Raw genomic sequence first — 17869 nt, 5'->3', positions numbered from 1 at the left:
TGAGGCCGCCATTGACGAGAATCTTCATGCCGCTCGTGCCGCACGCTTCCCACGGCCTGCGCGGCGTATTGATCCAGACATCCACACCCTGAACAAGATGCTGCGCGAGATCGATGTCGTAATCCTCAAGAAATACCACGCGCTGCCGGAATTTCGGCTGGCGCGCCACATTGATCCACGAGCGGATCATGTCCTTTCCTTCGGTATCCGCAGGATGGGCCTTGCCGGAGGTCACGATCTGCACGGGCCGGTTTTCATTGAAAAGAATGCGCCCCAGACGGTCGAGGTCGCGGAGCAGAATGTCCGTTCGCTTGTATTCGGTGAACCGACGTGAAAATCCGATCGTCAGAATATTCGGGTCGAGTGCAGTGTCGGCGGTGTGCACCGCTTCCGCATCGCGGCCCCGCTCCCGGAGCTGGGTCGCCAGATGCCGGCGCGCCAGATGGACGAGGCGCTCGCGGCTCTTGTTGCGCATCGCCCATAGATTCTCGTCGGGGACCTGCGCGATATTAGCAACCTCGGTGCCTGGGTCCGACCGCCATCTTTCCTTTCCGCAAGCCTCCGTCCATATCCTGTCGGCCTCCGCGGAGTCCCATGTCGGCATGTGAACGCCATTGGTGATGTGCCCGACCGGCACCTCGCAAGTCGGCCAACGCGGAAAGAGCGGCTGAAATATGCGGCGACTGAATTCGCCATGCAGACGGCTCACGCCCACGCAAGTGGCCGAGCCGCGCAGGGCGAGATACGCCATGTTGAACTGCTCGTCCTCATCGTCGGGATTGATCCGGCCTAGCGCCAATATGTCTGCAAGCGTGAGGCTATCTCCCGCGATCGATCCTTCAACATAGGGCAGATATTTCCGTAACAAGTCAGCGGGGAACCTGTCGAAGCCCGCCGCGACGGGCGTATGCGTCGTGAAGACATTGCCTGCTCGCGTCGCCCACAGGCCGTCCCAAAAGTCGATATTCTCCTTCAGCGCCTGTTGGCGCGCGCGCTCAATGATGGCGAAGGCCGCGTGCCCCTCATTGATATGGCAAACCTCGATCTCCGGATGGAGAGCCTTGACGACGCGCCAGCCGCCAATGCCGAGCACAATCTCCTGCATCAGCCGCGTCTCGGTTCCACCGCCATAGAGCTTCGCGGTAATGCCACGATCCGGCGGGCCGTTGAGGGCATCGTTGCTGTCGAGCAGATAGAGCTTCACGCGTCCCACATTCGCCTGCCAGACTCGCAGAAGCACAACACGGCCCGGCATTTCAAGCGGGATGCGCAGCCAGCCGCCTTCGGGAAGAATGACGGGCTCTATCGGCATCGCGGCCGGCTCGTTGAATGGATAAAACTCCTGCTGGGCACCGCTCGCATCCAGGACCTGGCGGAAATAGCCTTCCTGATAGAGAAGACCTATTCCGACAATCGGAACATCGAGATCGCTGGCCGCCTTCAGAAAATCCCCCGCCAGAACGCCGAGGCCGCCGGCATAGAGCGGCAGCGCGGCTCCGAGACCGAATTCCATGCTGAAATAGGCCACGCCCCCCAGCCGCGACGCATGCTCTGAGCTGCGAAACCATCCCGGCGTCTTTAAGTATCGTTCCCGAACAGCCACAAAGCCCGCAAGCTCGTCGAGAAATTTCCTGTCGCATGCCAGCGCCTTGAAACGCTCCCCTGGTGTGCCCTGCAGGACGACCCACGGATTGTGCGTGCGCTCCCACAGCTCCTCATTGACATAGGACCACAGGGCGTCGCCTTCATGACTCCATGTCCAGCGCAGATCGAGCGACAGTGATTGAAGAATGGATATCGCGTCCGGCAATGTCGGCAAGGGAAGTGCGACCATGACTTCACTCCGTACATTCAGGTGCCGTGTGAGCGCTCGGCATTCTTGCCTGAAGGCGAGACGGCACTATTAATCATCATGACGCCTTCTTGCGGCAAAAGCCACGGCAACCGATTTGGCGCAACCTACCAAAAAAAACGGCCGCAATTTTCATTGCGGCCGAAGTTGCACAACAGGTGCGAGGAGGTTCTATTCGGGTTGGACGGCCACCTATCGAAGACCGTCCCGACGCATGGCATCCGGCGAGAACATGTCATTTGCGACGATGTCTTCTGCCGTATAGTTCGACTGGCCGTCGATGATGATGTCGTCGGCAATATATCGATTGGCATTGAGGTCGTAGTAGTAGTCGACCGCCGTAACGCAGGCTGGAACCTCAGACGCCATGAAGAGATGGTTTTCCTGGAACCGCCATAGCTGGTCCTTCGTGTCGTAGAGATCAGCAACGACGGGCGTCCACGTATCCTCATCAATATAGAAGACACGCCGGCTGAAGGTAGCCCGGTAGCCGGGCTTGGCCGTACCTTCGACGACCCAGACGCGGTGAAGCTCGTAACGGGCGAGATCCCGGTTCGGATATTCGTTCGTCACGATGTCCGAAATCTTGATGCCGGCCGCACGTACCCGTGCCGCATTATAGGGAACATAGACCTCCTTCTTGCCCAGGAGCTTCCATGTGTAGCGGTCGGGTAGACCATTGAACATGTAAGTCTGGTCGAAGGTCCGGAGATCGTCCTGACCGGGCACCGGCGTATCGTAGTTTGCCGTCGGCGCCTTTTTTACACGGCGGAGTCCGGGGACATAAACCCAGGACTCATTGCTGCCGTCATAGGGTTGCAGCGTCATGATGATGCTGCCGACCGACGCTGCCGGCGCCGTCTGCTTGTAGATGAACTTCGTCATATACTCGCCGTCGGTATCACCCGCGCTCTTCTCGAAGAAAGGTGCGTAGGACGTGACGACGCCAGTGTTGACGAAGTAGCTTCCCCCCGTCTGCTCAACGGCCATATTGACCTTGTGCCTGACATAGAGCCCACCGAAGGCCGTGCGGTAATTCGCCATCACCTGAAGGCCATTCTCCGGCAGCGGAAAGAGGAAGCCGCCTTGTCCGGAGAGAATGGCCCCGTCTTCGCTCAGCTTCGCCTGCCCGACATTGGCTTTGGTGGCGTCATAGATGGACTGCGAGTAGCCGCAACTGCGGTGGGTTGGGTAGACGTCCATGCGATAGCCCGCATGGCGCTTGATCATTTCGATTTGCCCCTGCGAAAGCTTGTCGGAATATTTGTCGATATTCGACGCATCGATCGTAAAGAGCTTCTTTTCGGCGGCGTAGCGGTCGATACGCGGATCGCCAACCTTCCATCCCGGCTCTGGTTCGCGATCGCCGCCCGTCCAGTCGGGAATTGTGCCGTCTGCATTGCCTGCACGTTCGGCGCCGATCGGCGTGAGACTCCCGCCGAGGTCACCAGCATTGGCCGCCCACGCCCCTCCTCCAAGATCGAGCAACAGGGCCATCGTCGTGGCGACGCCCATGATCCGTCTTCCGGTTTTAGACATCACGTTTCCTCCAGGTTCTCTTGCGGAACCAATTCATGTTCAGAACGAGTAGGCAGCGGCGATGGTAAGAAAATCCCGGTCGGAATTTCGTGTAATCAGGCCGCCGCCCATGTTGTTCGTGTAGGTGATGGATCCCGAATAGGTGTTGCGCAGGTTCGCGGACACACCGACAGCAACCGCACGCTTTCCCCTGATAGGCGTACCGGCGCTCGACCGATCAATGGCCGTGCCGTTGACGTTGTAGTTGAAGCTCACATTCGGCGTCAGAGTGAGACCGGACATCAGGACGTTGGTATAGGTTGCACTCGCGACGGTTGTCAGGCCCCAGGCCGACATGTCGCCGGTGACGCCGGCGGGCTTGTCACCCGCGAACGACACCAGAGCTGCTTCGCCATAGAGATCCATCGAGTCCGCACCGATCCAGCCTGGCAACTGACCGATGGCACCGAGATTTGGCCCGATCGTCAACGCCGCATTGCCGATGTAGCTCCAGCGCTTGGCATAGGTCACGCCGTCAACGCTCGAAGGCAGTCCCGTTATCCATGCCTCGGTTATCGCCGCAGTTACCGCATCCGCAAGCATCACCGGATATCGCGGTTGATAGGACGCCTCCGCACCTATGGCGACCGGCCCGATGGGGAAGCTCAGACTGGCGCCGTAGAGATTGTTGTCCTCGGGATAGACGGCGTAGTAGCTCGTCGGCACCGACACGAAGCAAGAAAGATAACTAATGATGCAGAAGGCCGTGCCTGAGAGATACGGCGTCTTGGAGTGATATCGCAGGTAATAAAGGCTCGCTTCCAGCGCCAGGTCGTCGGCGAAATAGCGCGCGGCGACGCCATACTGCCCGCCGTTCTTCGGGTTATCGTCCGGTCCGCGCGGAATGGCGGTGCCGGTGAGGAAGAGCTGCTGCGGAGTCAATCCTGTTCCGCCGGGGTCGCCGGCGAAGAACATGCCCTGGTTGCCGTCGCCAAGAAGGTCCTCTGTCGAATGGAATGTGCCGACCGGGATCAGCTTCGTTTTCCGCCACTCGAACTCGTAATAGGCTTCCAGGCCGAGACCCTGAACAGGCGAGAAGTTCGCATAGATCATCGGCGAAGGCAGATAGCCCTCTCGAATATTCGTACCAGGCGTGACGAGCTTGGAAATGTCGATCGCATTGGTCTGCGCGATACCGCCGGGCCGGAAAAGCGCCTCGCCCCAGTTGATAACCTGATTGCCCAGACGCAGGGTGAGCGGCGCCCCGCCAACATTGAAGTCGCCATAGACATAGGCATCGTAGAGATCGATGCCTCGTCCCGCCTGCTGGCGCGCATCATGCGAGAGATCGGTCCGCCGCGTACTTTCGGCGTCGTTGTTCATGAAGTCGTAGAAGTAGGAGAAGCTCGAAAAAGCACCGAGGTTCTGCCAACGGATATCAACCTCATGCAACATCCGCGTGGATGTGGTGTAGACGTCACCGCGCTTGTAGTTGAGGTTTCCATCGTCGAAGTTTTCCGCCGCGATCGACGTGTCCCGCCCGCCATTCAGGACGGAGATGAGATCTCCATCCGGATTGACCATCCGGATGCCTACGCCAACCGACGCCGTCGTCTTCACGTTGACGTCGACCTCGCCGATCTTCCATTCGACCGCTCCGGCCGCCGACGCTCCTCCGATCATCGACGCCAGATACGCAACGAAAGCGCACGCAAGCCGGCCGCGCACGCCTCTTCCTCCATGTCTGTACTTCATTTCATCCTCCCAAATGCCCGAGCACCTATCGGTTCGGGGCAGCCCCTCCGTCTTTCCAGCACCCCTACGGCGTGCCGGCCGTCATTCCTTTGTGTTCACCGCAATCGCGGGCGCAAATTTTCCGTTGAGTGACTGCCTGAATTCGAACACCGTGTCCGCGCCCTCCCGGCGCATGACAACTGGCGACCCATCGGCGACAAGCTGCGCCGTCCCATCGAGCGTCACGTCCCGCACACGAAGCGAGGCACCTGCGGGGCGGCCAAGCGGTATGACGTTGACGGTCCGCTCTTTCCGAGTGAAGCGGACCGGAATGTCGGCATCCGTCACTGCGTCGGAGCAATCGCTATCGTCTCTCCGCCAGGGCGCGGTGCCATAGATCGCGGGACCATTTTCGGCAAGCCATTCGCCAAAAGCCTTCAGCCGGGAAATCTGTTCCGCCGGAATCCGCGCATCGGTCGCGCGCGGCCCAACATTGAGGAGCAGGTTTCCGCCCTTCGATACGCCATCGATGAAGTCCGAAAGGAGCGTGTCGGCAGAGGCATAGTCCTCTTCGTGATCATTGCGATTGAAGCCGAAGGAGTAGCTCATGCCTCGCGTCGCCTCCCACTTCTTCTTCTGGAACGTCGAGAAGCGCGTGTATTCCGGCGTTCGGAAATCACTATGGGGAATGGGTTGAGGAATGACGCCCTCGACGGCCTTCGGGTTCTTCGCGATGTGGCGTTGCGCCACATAGTCGAAGAGACGCCGCGCCATCTTGAAATGCATGGCCTTCGAGAAGAGCCCCGCATGGACCCAGCGATCGTTCACGACGCCTTCCGGAACCGCATTGTAATAGTCCGCGAACAGGTCCAGGAGCTCGTCCTGGCCGGTTGGCCAGGAGATATCATTCCAGAGAACGCTCGGCTCATACCTCTCGATCAGCTCGCGCACCTGCGCCTTCGCATAGGCGGGGTAATCCCCTGTCGGCGTCGAGCCGATGAAATCGCCAAATGTCCTGAGCGGTTCCCGATTGAACGTCCAGTCGATGCCACCGGAATAATAAACGCCGAAACGCATACCCAGGGCGCGAACCGCACGCGCGAGCTCGCCGACCACGTCGCGCTCCGTCATCCAGTCCTTTTCATGCCGGTTCCGGACGTTGCTAGGCCAGAGGCAAAAGCCGTCGTGATGCTTCGTCACCAGCACGACATACTTGGCGCCCGCATTGCGGAAGGTCTCCGCCCATTCTGCCGGATCCCATTGCTTCAAGCCTTCGAGAAATGGCGCCTTGAAGTCGGTATAAGGCCTGTTGCCATAGGTCTGAGCGTGAAACTCCGCTGAAGGAGTACCGGGAACCTTGATCGCGTTCGCATACCATTCCGTATACGGCACCATCGCGACCGCACGCTTATAATCATTCTTGAAGGCGTCGGAGATGCTGCCCAATCGCGGCGCAAAACCCGGGATGGCCCACACGCCCCAATGAATGAATATTCCGAACTTTGCATCGTCGTACCATTTGGGCAATGGTCGTCCGTTAAGCGATTCCAAGTCACCCGAGTACCCCATCTCACCTGCTCCGACTGTCCGTTTCCAAAATTGTTTTCTGTCTTTGTTCGCCAAGACCTTCGATGCCGAGGCGCATCTCCTGCCCCGCGCGCAGGTAGACGGGCTCCGGCTTCATACCGAGGCCGACGCCCGGCGGAGTGCCCGTCGAGATGATGTCGCCGGGCTGCAGGCTCATGAATTGCGAGACATAGCTCACGATCTCCGCGACGCCGAAGATCATCGTGCGCGTGTTGCCGTTCTGATGGCGGATGCCGTCGACCTCCAGCCAGATGGCGAGGCTTTGCGGATCCGACACCTCGTCGCGCGTTACGAGCCACGGACCGATCGGACCGAACGTATCGGCACTCTTTCCCTTGACCCACTGCCCTCCACGCTCAAGCTGAAAGGCGCGCTCCGAAAGATCGTTGACGACGCAATACCCGGCGACATGATCCATCGCATCGGTAACGCTGACGTAACGTGCTTCTTTCCCGATAACGACGCCGAGTTCAACCTCCCAGTCCGTCTTCGTCGATCCTCGCGGAATGACGACGTCGTCATTCGGACCGCAAAGTGCACTGGTCGCCTTGAAGAAAAGCACCGGCTCGGCGGGAACCTCCATTCCTGACTCGGCGGCGTGGTCGGCATAGTTGAGACCGATGCAGACGAACTTTCCCACATGGCCGACACAGGGCCCAATGCGTTCGCCGGGAGCGACGAAAGGAAGCGTTTCACAATCAATGGAGTGGAGTGCATCCAGTCCCTTCGGCAGAAGCACGGGGCCCGCAATGTCGGCAACGATCGCGCTCAGATCGCGGAGACGCCCCGCTGCATCAAGGATGCCCGGCCTCTCATGTCCTTTCTTGCCGTGGCGGAAGAGCTTCATATGTTGCTCCACCCGCCGTCTATGGTGAGTACGCTTCCGGACATGAATGCGCTGATGTCGCTCGCCAGATAAACGACCAGCTCGGCGATTTCCTTCGGCGTTCCTATGCGCCCCATTGGCTGACGCGCGATGAAAGCGGCCTTCGCTGCTTCATAATCGCGTTGTCCGCGCATTCGCCCCTCGAGCGATGGCGTCTCGACGGTACCAGGACAAATCGCGTTGCAGCGAATGCCCTGCGATGCGAAGTCGGCCGCAACCGAGCGCGTCAACCCGATCACCGCCGCCTTGCTTGCGCCATAGACGAAGCGATTGGGCACACCGATCACCGATGAGGCCACCGACGACATGTTGATAATGGAACCGCCCCCTGCCCCGATCATTCCAGGCAGAAAGGCGCGTATCATTCGGTAGGCGCCGCCGGCGTTCAGCGACATCGAGAAGTCCCAATCATCCTCTTCGCAATCGAGGATGGTGCCGTGATGAACGTAGCCCGCGCAGTTGAAGAGGACATCGATAGCGCCAGCGTCCCGCGCGAGAAGCTTGACGGCCTCTCTGTCCGTCACATCGAGGCGGTGCCTTTCCGACACATCGACTGCCGAGAGCCCGTCGCCATCTATATCGGTCGCAATCACATGCGCGCCTTCGCGCGCCATCGCCTCTGCGCTCGCCTTGCCGATGCCCTGCGCAGCGGCCGTCACCAGAACGCGCTTTCCCGCCAACCGGGGCCTATATCGGATGTCAGTCGACATGGAACACCTCCTCCATGCCAACCCACTTTTCTCCGGGTGCGCTGCTTTGAAGAGGTTGCTGACAGGGATCGGTGAACGACCACCAGCGCTGCGTCGGCTCATGTTCCGCCATGCGCGCCATATCGCCCTCGAAGTCTTCGCCGACATACTCCCAGTAACTGAAGAGCAGGTTCTCCGGTTCGCGCAGGAAGATCGTATAGTTGCGGATATTGCAGGCCCGGATCATATCGAGCACGTCCGGCCACGCATCGGCGTGGAGGCGCTTGTATTCCGCGATCATGTCGGGCTTCACGGCAATCACCATGCCCATACGGTGCCCGCTATATTCCGCCTTCTCCATCTCAAGCCACCTTCCGGACGGCGTGTTCGACCGCGCGCCGTTTTCGTATCTCGTCCCAGTTCCAGGCGATGCCGAGGCCCGGCGTTTCCGGGGCCAACGCCTCGCCATTCTCGATGCGCAAGCCCGACAACGTGATTTCGTCAAGCTGCGGGATGTACTCGACCCACCGGCCATTTGGCACGGCGCAAGCGAGCGACACATGAAGCTCCATGAGAAAGTGAGGAGCGACGGCGACGTTGAAGGCCTCGGCGAGATGCGCAACCTTGAGCCAGGGTGTGATACCGCCAATCCGCGCGCAGTCGACCTGAACGATGGAGCAGGCGCGCCGCTGCAGGTAGTCGCGAAAGTGGCGCAAGCCGTAGATCGACTCGCCAACGGCGACGGGAATCGACGTTGCCGCGGCCAGCCTGACGTGTCCTTCAACGTCATCGGCCGGCAAGGGCTCTTCCATCCAGGCAACATCAAGGCCGGCGAGAGACTCTGCGCGCCGGATCGCCTCGTCGACCGAGAACGCCTGATTGCAGTCGGTCATGAGTTCCATTTCGTCGCCGATCGCCGCGCGCACAGCCGCAACGCGCCTGACATCTGCGCGGACGGTCGGCTTGCCGATCTTGATCTTCACGCCGCGAAAGCCGCCTTCCCGGGCACGCTGCGCGTCTTCAACGAGTTCGTCCTGGCTGAGGTGAAGCCAGCCTCCCTCCGTCGTGTATGTCGGAATGCGCCTTCGCGCGCCGCCGGCGAGGAGATGAAGTGGCAGACCGGCTCTCAGGGCGCGCAAATCCCAGAGCGCCGTGTCGATGGCCGTCAAGGCAAGCGAGGAAATCGCCCCCACCGTCGTCGCATGGATGTGAAACTTGAGATCGCGCCATATGGATTCGATCTCCTCCGCCTCCCGTCCGATCAGCAGGGGCAAAAGATGATCAGAAAGAAGTCCAATGACAGACGAGCCGCCCGTTCCGATCGTGTAGCTGTAACCGGTACCCACGCAGCCATCCGCATCGTGCAGCCGCAGGATTACGGTCTCCTGGCAAACGAATTTCTGGATCGCGTCGGTTCGCTCAACCTTCGGCTTGAGAAGGACGAGGAAGAGTTCGGCAAATTCAATACGTGCCATGCAAATTTGCTTCCCCTTCGTAGCGGCACCGCGCGTTTTCGCCTGCGCCGCCGAGTCGATAGATGCGCCTGGCCGTCTCACCGAGGAACAAATCACGGTCCGCCGACGACTTGTCCGAAAGCCACGCTTCGCAGATCGCGACCCATTGCCCATAGTCGGCTGCCATCAGGACAACCGGCCAATCGCTGCCCCAAAGAAGGCGCTCTGCGCCGAATATCGAGAGAAGATGGTCGAGATAGGGCCGCAGGGTTGCGAGGTCCGTGCCGGTGCCTGCTTCCGTCAACAGACCGGAGATCTTGCAGGCAACATTTGCGTTAGCAGCCAGAGTCGTCATCCGGGACTGCCAATCGGAAAATCCCTCGGCGCCGTCGCGAATGGCAGGCTTGGCTGCGTGGTCGACGATGATGGACAGAGCCGGGTGGCGTTTCGCCAGCTCATGCAGAACGGCGAGATGCCGCGGCGTCACGAGCGCATCGAAGCAGAGGCCCAACTCCGCGAGTCGGCCGAGGATTCCATCGAAAGTCGGATTGAGAATCCACTCCGTCTGCGGAATAGCCTGAAGCATGGGCCGGATGCCCCGGAAGCGCGGATAGCGCGCCAGAACCTCCAGGTCCGACATGGCGGAGGACGCCTCCATGTCGATCCAGCCTACGACGCCCCTGACGAAAGGCGTCCGATCCGCGATCTCCAACAGATAATGTGTCTCTTCGAGCGAGGGAGCCGCCTGAATGAGCACTGTGCAATCCACAGCGCAGGCATCGAGCAGGGGCGCGATATCGCGCTCGCCAAAGTCGGCGTAAATCCGCTCTTCCGCTGGCGTCGGCCAGGTGCAGAACGGCTTGTCGAGCTGCCAGAAATGCTGATGCGCGTCGATCCTCACGACGGCACCCCCACGGGGCCGCCGACGGGGACCGGAGCGCGCCGGTCAATCAGGCCTTCCCACTTCAGCGCTGCCCAGAGCGCATCGGGAATTTCGCACTGCATCCATTGCATGATCTGGTCGCATTCGGCCTTGCTGCCGAAGCCGGGGATCACCGCCACGACCGCGGGATGCGCGAAGGGAAAGCGCAACGCGGCGGCGGCGAGCGGCACACCGTGCAATCTGCAAACGGTGTCGAGGGCCTGAACCTTCACAACAACGGCCTGCGGCGCCGCGCCATAGTCGAAATGCGCTCGCCCAACGGCGCCAGTCGCCAGAATGCCTGAGTTGAACGCGCCTCCGACGACGACCCCTCTTCCTTCCTCGACGCAGCGATCGAGAAATGGAGCAAGGGCGCCCTGCTCAAGAAGCGTATAGCGGCCGGCCAGCAGAAATCCGTCCCACTCACCGCGATCGAGGGCCAGATTGCAGACTTCCCACTCGTTCGCGCCGATACCTATCGCTCCGACCGCGCCGGATCGACGCAATTCCTCCATGGCCCTGTAGCCACCATCCATCGCCGTTTTGAAGAGCTGTTCATGCGCGGCACCGTGAGTTTTCTCACCTATGTCATGCATCAGCAGAAAATCGATACGGTCAACGCCGAGCCGCTCGAGGCTCGCATCGAAGGACCGCATGATGCCGTCGTAGGAATAGTCGAAGACCGGCTCGAAAGGCGGCGTATCGATGAAATAGTCGCGCTGCGCATGCCAGCCGTCGTTCGGCCGGAGCACGCGCCCAACCTTTGTCGACAGCACAAAGGCGTCTCGCGGCTGACCGCGGAGAAATTCGCCGAGCCTTCTCTCGGAGAGACCAAAGCCGTAAAGCGGCGCAGTGTCGAAATAGCGTAGCCCCGCGCTCCCGGCAGCATGCAGAAGGCTACATGCTTCCCCGTCGGTCATAGCGCGGTAGAGATTGCCGAGCGGCGCCGCTCCGAAGCCGAGCGTCGGCATACCCCCCGCGAACAAGCCCCTCAGGCCGGATCGCGCCATCCTTACTCCTCCCTTCGTTTTATATAGCGCGCCTCATTTTATCTGTAAACCGCTCCGTATGACGACGAACGGCCTGTCCCTTGCGTCAAGGCGAAAAATTCCAGCGGTATTCGGTAATTATGTCCCGGCGCCCGCCCTCCTAGGGCGCGCCAAGCCTCACGGTGACCTCGCGCGCTGCTTCGCGAAGCCTCGCGGCAACCTCGTCCTTGCCAATCTGGTTAATCAGTAGCTGGACATAGGGGGTCGTCAGCGCAGCGACGACATCCTCGCTACCTGCGCCAAGGATGGGACATGAGATATCCCATACGCCTTCCATGATGCGGCTCTCCTCGACGATCCCGCCCTTTTTTCTTATCCGCTCGCGTTCCGCATCAAGCGCTGCCCTGTTGACCTTGACCCCGCCCCGCTTCATGAGCGAGAGGACATCTTCGCGCTGCTGCTCACCCATGAAGGCAAGGATGCAGCGTCCGGAGCCGGTCTCCAGAAGCGGCTGGCGATAGCCGACGCGAACCGTTACCCCCACGAGGTCGGGCGACTCGGCGCGGGCAATGACGACAATCTGTTCGTCGGAAGCTATTGCGAGATGGCACGGGTATCGCGTCTCGGCTGCGAAACGATCCATGACGGAGCGTGCAATATCCGTCAGCGCACGATATTTGGGGCGCCGAAGACCAATCCGCAGCAAGCGGTCCGTGACCTGATAATGGTCCGTGTCGGCTTCCCGCTCGACGTAGCCCCGCGCTTCGAGGACCGCAAGCATCCGAAATATCTCACCCTTGGTCCTGCCGATTTCCTCCGCGAGCTGGGCCAGCGAATAAGGCCGGGCCCGTTCAGACAGGAACTCCAGGATGTCGAGCCCCTTCTCCAGCGCCGGCGCGGAGTAGCGCGACAAGGCGCCGTCGTCTATCCCGACGCCGGCATGGCCTGCCGCCGCTTGTTTCGTCTTCATGGTCTTGCTCGGCTTCATCTTCTTCTTCCGCACCCGTCCGCTACGCGCACGCGTTGACCTCGATGTTTCATATATGTTAGCAGAAGTTTACATATAAAACATCCGCGAAATCACCGCTCCACCCTCTCAATGGTCCAAGGTTAAAAGGAAATTCGCGTGTTTGACGACGTCAGAATTACAGGATGGCGAACGCACGACATCCGGTTTCCAACCTCCGATGGAAGACATGGTTCTGACGCCATGAACGCCGACCCCGACTACTCGGCCGCCTACATCGTCCTGGAGACGGACCGGCCGGGTCTGGAAGGACATGGGCTCACCTTCACGATCGGACGGGGCAACGAACTCTGCGTCGCCGCGATCGGGCTTCTCGCGGCGCGACTCGTCGGCATGTCATTGCGAGACATCGCCGCCGATATGGCCGCATTCTGGCGCTTCATCACCGGCGATTCACAGCTCAGATGGCTCGGCCCCGACAAAGGCGTGATGCACCTCGCAACGGGCGCCGTGGTCAATGCGGTATGGGATCTCTGGGCACGCGCCGAGAACAAGCCGGTTTGGGCGCTCGTCGCCGATATGCCGCCCGCCGAACTTCTGCGCTGCATCGATTTCCGCTATCTGACAAATGCGATCACGCCCGAAGAGAGCCTCGACATTCTCGAGCGCGCAGCGAAGCAAAAGGACGAGCGGCGCCGGCGGCTTCTGGCCTCAGGCTATCCCGCCTACACAACCTCTGCCGGCTGGCTGGGTTATGACGACGAGACGCTGCGCAAAACCGCCCGCGATGCCCGAGCGCGGGGCTGGAGACATTTCAAGCTGAAAGTCGGCCGGGATCTACCCGACGATCTGCGGCGAGCCAGCCTTCTGCGCGAGACCATCGGTGGAGATTGCCAGCTGATGTTCGATGCCAACCAGGTCTGGGAAGTTGACGAAGCCATCGTATGGATCGGTGCGCTTGCCCAGTTCGATCCTTGGTTCATCGAGGAGCCGACATCTCCGGATGATGTTCTCGGCCATCAGCAGATCCGGAATGCCATCTCTCCGATCAGGGTCGCAACAGGAGAGATGTGCCAGAACCGAATCCTCTTCAAGCAGTTCATGCAGGCTGATGCGATCGATATCGTCCAGATCGACGCAGCGCGTGTAGGCGGTCTCAGCGAGAACCTCGCCATCATGCTCATGGCTGCGAAATTCGGCAAACCTGTCTGTCCGCATGCGGGTGGCGTCGGCCTGTGCGAATATGTGCAACATCTTTCGATGATCGACTATCTCTCGATATCAGGCACCGACGAAGGACGCGTCGCGGAGTATGTCGACCATCTGCATGAGCACTTCGTCGATCCATGCCGCATCGAAAATGGACGCTACATGCCGCCTTTGGCGGCGGGCTTCAGCATTGAAATGAAACCCGCGTCGATCGACGCCTACGCGAGGACCGTGCCCGCGTAAGAGCTGCACATCTGTCGGCGCTCGCCCTAATGCGATGTTTCGGGAAGCTCGATCTCTGGTGTCTGCACTTCCGGAACCTGAATCTCGGGCGTCTCGATTTCCGGCCTCTGCACCTCGGGTATCTCCACCTCAGGCGTTTGAACTTCCGGTGTCTCGACCTCAGGTGTCTCAACTTGCGGCGTCTCGACCTCGGGTGTCTCAACTTGCGGCGTCTCGACCTCAGGCGCTTCAGTCTCCGGCTTCTCGACTTCGGTTCGGGATGGCGTCGAAGATTCAGGCGCCTCGCTTTCCGCGCCCCGCTCCACGCCGCCGCCCCCTTCGCCGCGAGGTCCGCTCGGGTCCGGCTGGTTCGGCACGGTGATGCCGCCCTCCTCGATGAGGATCGTACCGTCGTCATCCACATGGCCAGTGACCACCACCGGGGTACTGCCGGTGCTCTCCGGCAGCGCCGTCTGGGGCCCGACCGCCGTCACGCCATTCGCCGTCAGGGCCAAGGCGCCGACGCGCCCGGTCGTCGGTGCAAAGAACCCTTCCATTTCCACGCGCGTGCCGCGCGGCCCCAGATCGATCGCGGACGTCGAGATCGCCTCGAGAACAAGACCGCGGGCGGTGTAGGTACCCGCAGCAAAGACCGCCGCACCCGTGTGGATGCCGCTCAGCAAGACCGGTCGGGCCGCAACCGCCTTGTTGCCGCCGATCTCAACGGTCCCCTGCGCCTGATCGACCGCGCCCACCTGGCCGTTGATGACAAATCGTGCCGCAGCGGATGGGTCATTGGAGGGAAGGCGGTCCACCCGGCTCGCGATCCAGACACCATCGGCCCGCCTCAAGCCGCTGATGGCAACCACGTCGCCCACCTTCATCTCGGTAGCGGCAATGCCGGCCCCCTGCGCATCGGCCAGACGCGTGGCGGGAGATGTCACAACCGTCTGCCCAAGGATGGTTTGCGTGCGGCCATCCGCGCTCAGCGTATCAATGCGCCCGACAAGGGAATGATTGACCTCGACCGTCGCCGCAACGCCTGCGCGGCTTGCCGCGACGGCGTCGCCACGCACCAACGCGACCTGACCAACGCGCAAATCCGCCTGCGTCGCAGGGCGGCCATCGACCATGATACGGGTGCCTGGCACAAGCGCATACTCGCGGCCATTCACAAAGATGCTGCCGAAAGCCTGGATGGAGCCGAAGCCGGTGACGCCGGTGCCGCCGATGCCGCCGCCCGGCGTCAGGCCGGTTCCACCGATGCCGCCGCCCGGCGTGATTCCGGTACCGCCAATGCCCCCGCCAGGAGAGATCCCCGTCCCGCCGATGCCTCCTCCGGCCGACCTTGAGGCACCTCCGGTGCCGCCAATGCCCGCACCGGGCGCCCCGGCCCAACTCGGGCCGAAACCCAGAGCAACAGCCAGAACCAAAGATAAGCAGACGGCCGCAGCGCCGAGGCGAGCGCTAAACTTCATCGTCGCTATCCGCCTCGAAATAGTAAACGCCCATGCGCATACGCTTTCGACCGCTCGTATCTCCTTCGGTGCTGACCGTATTGGCATCAATGAGATGACGATTGGCGTCCTTGAGGAACTTCTCGGCGAGTTTCTGAAGGTCGGGCCGGATGGCCGCGAGATGATCCAGCGGAATCGAGTCGTGATAGAGCGCGCGCTCGATCCACGGCGCTTCCGGGCTCATGAGATTGTGCAGCGCGCTTCTGAGATGGTCGCCAACATTGGCAGCGAGAAACATCAGCTTCTCTTTCGGATCGGCGCCGATATAGGCGTTGCGCAGAAGCCGCAGATGATCGTCGCCGGTCACCTCGACCGCCCCAACGCGCAGCAGTTCATCAAGTATCGAGCGCGAACGCACATCGGCCTTGGTCGCTCTGACCAGATCGTCGAATTCGTTTTCCTTGGCGGAGGCGCCGATGGAAAGGCGCCTGGGCTCTCCGTTCTCGTCGCAGAATTCTGGTGAGGATTGCCAGGTCGCAATCACGCGCGCTGCAGCATGCGCCCCCTGAAAGGAATCGGGCGCACCATCCGCCAGTTCATCGCTTTCGCGAAGCCGCTTCACCTCCTTGCGGTGAATGGCCGTTACCAGGCTGATCTGACTGTCGTTCGGAACCTGCCCCGTATCCTCCCGCAAGAGCTTCTCGGCTTCGGCCGCATAAATCGCCTTGAGGAGGTCGCGCACCGCCACGAATCCCCAGCCGCGGCGGATCAGATACCGCACCAGCGGACTGAGCAGCTTCACCAGGGTCTTTTTGAGCGCGTCGTCATTCATTAGCGCGGCAGGTTCCTTGTCCTATGGACGGGTCCAGCTAATACACATTCGCAATCATTTCTCTTGCGTGTGGGATTTTTTCCCTCCACTCTTAATGTGGAACATGGATCGGAGGGATTCAATTAAAAAAATAGTCGTTTTCCGCGCGGTAGAAAAGCCCACTATCTGCACTATTCGACCAACGCCGCATCTTCGGGCAGGAAGAATGTCAGCGTTAACCAAGTATCCGGGGGAATCTTGTCAAAAGTCCTGATGCAGCTCGCCGTCACAGTCGCCGCGAGCATTTCTGTTTCAAACACGTCGATGGCAGCCGAGACAACCGCGCTCACGCTCGGCATCCAGCCCTCCTATTTCCAGGGCGATTACGGCACGTCGAACACGGTGAAGATGGTCTATGTGCCCGTCTTTCTGAAGTACCGGCTGGGCAATGCGACGTTCAAGGCAACGATCCCCTACATCTTCGTCAGCAGCGGCGACGTTCTGGTTTCAGGCGGCGCTGTCGTCGGCAAATCGTCGGCGAGCGGCACACGCAACGGCCTCGGCGATATCTGGCTGGAGGGGCAATACAAGTTCAAGACCGGCGACGGCCTCGTGCCGGACATTCAGCCCTACGCAAAGATAAAAGTTCCGACGGCGTCGCATTCCAAAGGGCTCGGCACCGGCAAGACGGATTACGAAGTCGGCAGCGCCCTTCAGTGGAAAGCCGGCACGACCTTCTATCCCTTCCTGAAAGGCGGATATCGCATCGTCGGGAAGCGGTCCGAATTGAACCTGCGCAACGTCGCCACCTATGAAGGCGGCGTCACGGCGGCCGTTGCGCCGCACCACTTTCTGACAGCCATGTATTCCGGCCATCAGTCGCTCCAGCGCGGCTTCGCATCGACATCCGATGCGATCGTCGCCTGGGACTATACCGGCGTGCAGGACGTCGATCTTCAACTCTATGGCGACAAGGGCTTGAGCACGGGCAGCGCGGATTTCGGCGTTGGCTTTGCGGCAAGCATTCGTTTCTAGGGCAAACGATACGGCATCAACTATCGGGAATCTCGGAAAATGCTCACACTCAATGTCAACGGCCAGAACTACACGGTCGATGCAACTCCGGATACACCCTTGCTCTGGGTGCTGCGAGACATCATTGGCCTTACGGGCACCAAATATGGCTGCGGTGTTGAAATATGCGGCGCCTGCACCGTCCTGATCGACGGCGAACCGGAACGCTCATGCGACGAAAGCGTGAGCGAGGCGGTCGGAAAAAAGATCACGACCATCGAAGGCCTGTCCACCGGGCTTTCACATCCCATTCAGCAGGCCTGGCTTGCCAAGCAGGTGCCTCAGTGCGGCTATTGTCAGTCGGGAATGATGATGGCTGTCGCGGGGCTCCTCCAGAAAAAGCCCAATCCGACCGACGCCGATATCGACGGCGCGATCAAGAACATTTGTGTCTGCGGCACATATCAGCGGGTTCGCGCCGCCATTCATGCGGCAGCGGCGGCGGGCGGCGGCACAACGACCACCGGAGGCACGACCGGAGGCACGACCGGCGGCACG

At 60.8% G+C, this 17869-nt stretch carries 15 protein-coding genes and 1 pseudogene; 3 read left to right on the top strand and 13 right to left on the bottom strand.

Annotated elements, in window-relative coordinates; all coding sequences use genetic code 11:
* The 11 genes from glgP to ABFC66_RS14670 form a co-directional block, all read right to left on the bottom strand.
* A partial coding sequence (gene glgP, locus ABFC66_RS14720) for an alpha-glucan family phosphorylase (protein WP_346741718.1) occupies positions 1–1834 on the bottom strand: 1834 nt, incomplete at its 3' end.
* A 210-nt stretch (positions 1835–2044) separates the two neighbouring features.
* Positions 2045–3391, bottom strand: coding sequence for a DUF1329 domain-containing protein (locus ABFC66_RS14715; RefSeq protein WP_346741717.1), 1347 nt, complete (start codon positions 3389–3391; stop codon positions 2045–2047).
* A gap of 39 nt (positions 3392–3430) precedes the next feature.
* Positions 3431–5125 carry a DUF1302 domain-containing protein gene (locus ABFC66_RS14710; RefSeq protein WP_346741716.1) on the bottom strand — a complete coding sequence of 565 codons (1695 nt, stop codon included), beginning with the start codon at positions 5123–5125 and terminating at the stop codon, positions 3431–3433.
* An 81-nt stretch (positions 5126–5206) separates the two neighbouring features.
* Positions 5207–6673, bottom strand: a complete 1467-nt coding sequence (locus ABFC66_RS14705; protein ID WP_346741715.1) for an alpha-L-fucosidase — start codon at positions 6671–6673, stop codon at positions 5207–5209.
* A gap of 1 nt (position 6674) precedes the next feature.
* Positions 6675–7538 (bottom strand): fumarylacetoacetate hydrolase family protein, encoded by an 864-nt coding sequence (locus ABFC66_RS14700; protein WP_346741714.1) that lies wholly within the window; start codon positions 7536–7538, stop codon positions 6675–6677.
* Positions 7535–8287, bottom strand: coding sequence for an SDR family oxidoreductase (locus tag ABFC66_RS14695; RefSeq protein WP_346741713.1), 753 nt, complete (start codon positions 8285–8287; stop codon positions 7535–7537). Before ABFC66_RS14695 ends, ABFC66_RS14700 begins: the two co-directional genes overlap by 4 nt.
* Entirely contained in the window at positions 8277–8627 is a 351-nt protein-coding gene (locus ABFC66_RS14690; protein ID WP_346741712.1) for an L-rhamnose mutarotase, read from the bottom strand. The genes ABFC66_RS14695 and ABFC66_RS14690 overlap by 11 nt, the downstream gene beginning before the upstream one ends.
* Position 8628: 1 nt before the next feature.
* Positions 8629–9741 carry a mandelate racemase/muconate lactonizing enzyme family protein gene (locus tag ABFC66_RS14685; RefSeq protein WP_346741711.1) on the bottom strand — a complete coding sequence of 371 codons (1113 nt, stop codon included), beginning with the start codon at positions 9739–9741 and terminating at the stop codon, positions 8629–8631.
* A complete protein-coding gene (locus ABFC66_RS14680; RefSeq protein ID WP_346741710.1) occupies positions 9728–10621 on the bottom strand; it encodes an amidohydrolase family protein in 894 nt (297 codons plus the stop codon). The genes ABFC66_RS14685 and ABFC66_RS14680 overlap by 14 nt, the downstream gene beginning before the upstream one ends.
* The gene (locus tag ABFC66_RS14675; protein ID WP_346741709.1) at positions 10618–11652 is read right to left on the bottom strand and encodes an aldo/keto reductase; all 1035 of its coding nucleotides are present in this window, start codon (positions 11650–11652) and stop codon (positions 10618–10620) included. The genes ABFC66_RS14680 and ABFC66_RS14675 overlap by 4 nt, the downstream gene beginning before the upstream one ends.
* A gap of 139 nt (positions 11653–11791) precedes the next feature.
* Positions 11792–12619: an IclR family transcriptional regulator gene (locus ABFC66_RS14670; protein ID WP_346741708.1), complete on the bottom strand. Its 828-nt coding sequence runs from the start codon at positions 12617–12619 to the stop codon at positions 11792–11794.
* Between the two features lie 222 nt (positions 12620–12841).
* Here ABFC66_RS14670 and ABFC66_RS14665 point away from each other — a divergent pair, with 222 nt between their 5' ends.
* Positions 12842–14050 (top strand): enolase C-terminal domain-like protein, encoded by a 1209-nt coding sequence (locus ABFC66_RS14665; protein ID WP_346741707.1) that lies wholly within the window; start codon positions 12842–12844, stop codon positions 14048–14050.
* A gap of 26 nt (positions 14051–14076) precedes the next feature.
* Here ABFC66_RS14665 and ABFC66_RS14660 read toward each other — a convergent pair whose 3' ends face one another.
* Both ABFC66_RS14660 and ABFC66_RS14655 read right to left on the bottom strand, forming a co-directional pair.
* Positions 14077–15507, bottom strand: a complete 1431-nt coding sequence (locus tag ABFC66_RS14660; RefSeq protein WP_346741706.1) for a DUF5666 domain-containing protein — start codon at positions 15505–15507, stop codon at positions 14077–14079.
* Positions 15497–16318 (bottom strand): DUF6502 family protein, encoded by an 822-nt coding sequence (locus ABFC66_RS14655; RefSeq protein ID WP_346741705.1) that lies wholly within the window; start codon positions 16316–16318, stop codon positions 15497–15499. The genes ABFC66_RS14660 and ABFC66_RS14655 overlap by 11 nt, the downstream gene beginning before the upstream one ends.
* A gap of 237 nt (positions 16319–16555) precedes the next feature.
* Here ABFC66_RS14655 and ABFC66_RS14650 point away from each other — a divergent pair, with 237 nt between their 5' ends.
* Both ABFC66_RS14650 and ABFC66_RS14645 read left to right on the top strand, forming a co-directional pair.
* Positions 16556–17332, top strand: a complete 777-nt coding sequence (locus ABFC66_RS14650; RefSeq protein WP_346741704.1) for a hypothetical protein — start codon at positions 16556–16558, stop codon at positions 17330–17332.
* Positions 17333–17371: 39 nt separating this feature from the next.
* A pseudogene (locus tag ABFC66_RS14645) lies at positions 17372–17815 on the top strand ((2Fe-2S)-binding protein); the annotation flags it as partial.
* Positions 17816–17869 lie beyond the last annotated feature (54 nt).

This window comes from Parvibaculum sp. (genome assembly GCF_039680535.1).
GTDB lineage: Bacteria > Pseudomonadota > Alphaproteobacteria > Parvibaculales > Parvibaculaceae > Parvibaculum.
This window is presented reverse-complemented; position numbering and strand designations above follow the sequence as displayed.

What these genes read in the sequence shown, in the direction of transcription:
- ABFC66_RS14715 (WP_346741717.1), bottom strand. Translation starts at nt 3,391, where the DNA reads ATGTCTAAAACCGGAAGACGGATCATGGGCGTCGCCACGACGATGGCC.
- ABFC66_RS14710 (WP_346741716.1), bottom strand. Translation starts at nt 5,125, where the DNA reads ATGAAGTACAGACATGGAGGAAGAGGCGTGCGCGGCCGGCTTGCGTGC.
- ABFC66_RS14705 (WP_346741715.1), bottom strand. Translation starts at nt 6,673, where the DNA reads ATGGGGTACTCGGGTGACTTGGAATCGCTTAACGGACGACCATTGCCC.
- ABFC66_RS14700 (WP_346741714.1), bottom strand. Translation starts at nt 7,538, where the DNA reads ATGAAGCTCTTCCGCCACGGCAAGAAAGGACATGAGAGGCCGGGCATC.
- ABFC66_RS14695 (WP_346741713.1), bottom strand. Translation starts at nt 8,287, where the DNA reads ATGTCGACTGACATCCGATATAGGCCCCGGTTGGCGGGAAAGCGCGTT.
- ABFC66_RS14690 (WP_346741712.1), bottom strand. Translation starts at nt 8,627, where the DNA reads ATGGAGAAGGCGGAATATAGCGGGCACCGTATGGGCATGGTGATTGCC.
- ABFC66_RS14685 (WP_346741711.1), bottom strand. Translation starts at nt 9,741, where the DNA reads ATGGCACGTATTGAATTTGCCGAACTCTTCCTCGTCCTTCTCAAGCCG.
- ABFC66_RS14675 (WP_346741709.1), bottom strand. Translation starts at nt 11,652, where the DNA reads ATGGCGCGATCCGGCCTGAGGGGCTTGTTCGCGGGGGGTATGCCGACG.
- ABFC66_RS14670 (WP_346741708.1), bottom strand. Translation starts at nt 12,619, where the DNA reads ATGAAGCCGAGCAAGACCATGAAGACGAAACAAGCGGCGGCAGGCCAT.
- ABFC66_RS14665 (WP_346741707.1), top strand. Translation starts at nt 12,842, where the DNA reads ATGAACGCCGACCCCGACTACTCGGCCGCCTACATCGTCCTGGAGACG.
- ABFC66_RS14660 (WP_346741706.1), bottom strand. Translation starts at nt 15,507, where the DNA reads ATGAAGTTTAGCGCTCGCCTCGGCGCTGCGGCCGTCTGCTTATCTTTG.
- ABFC66_RS14655 (WP_346741705.1), bottom strand. Translation starts at nt 16,318, where the DNA reads ATGAATGACGACGCGCTCAAAAAGACCCTGGTGAAGCTGCTCAGTCCG.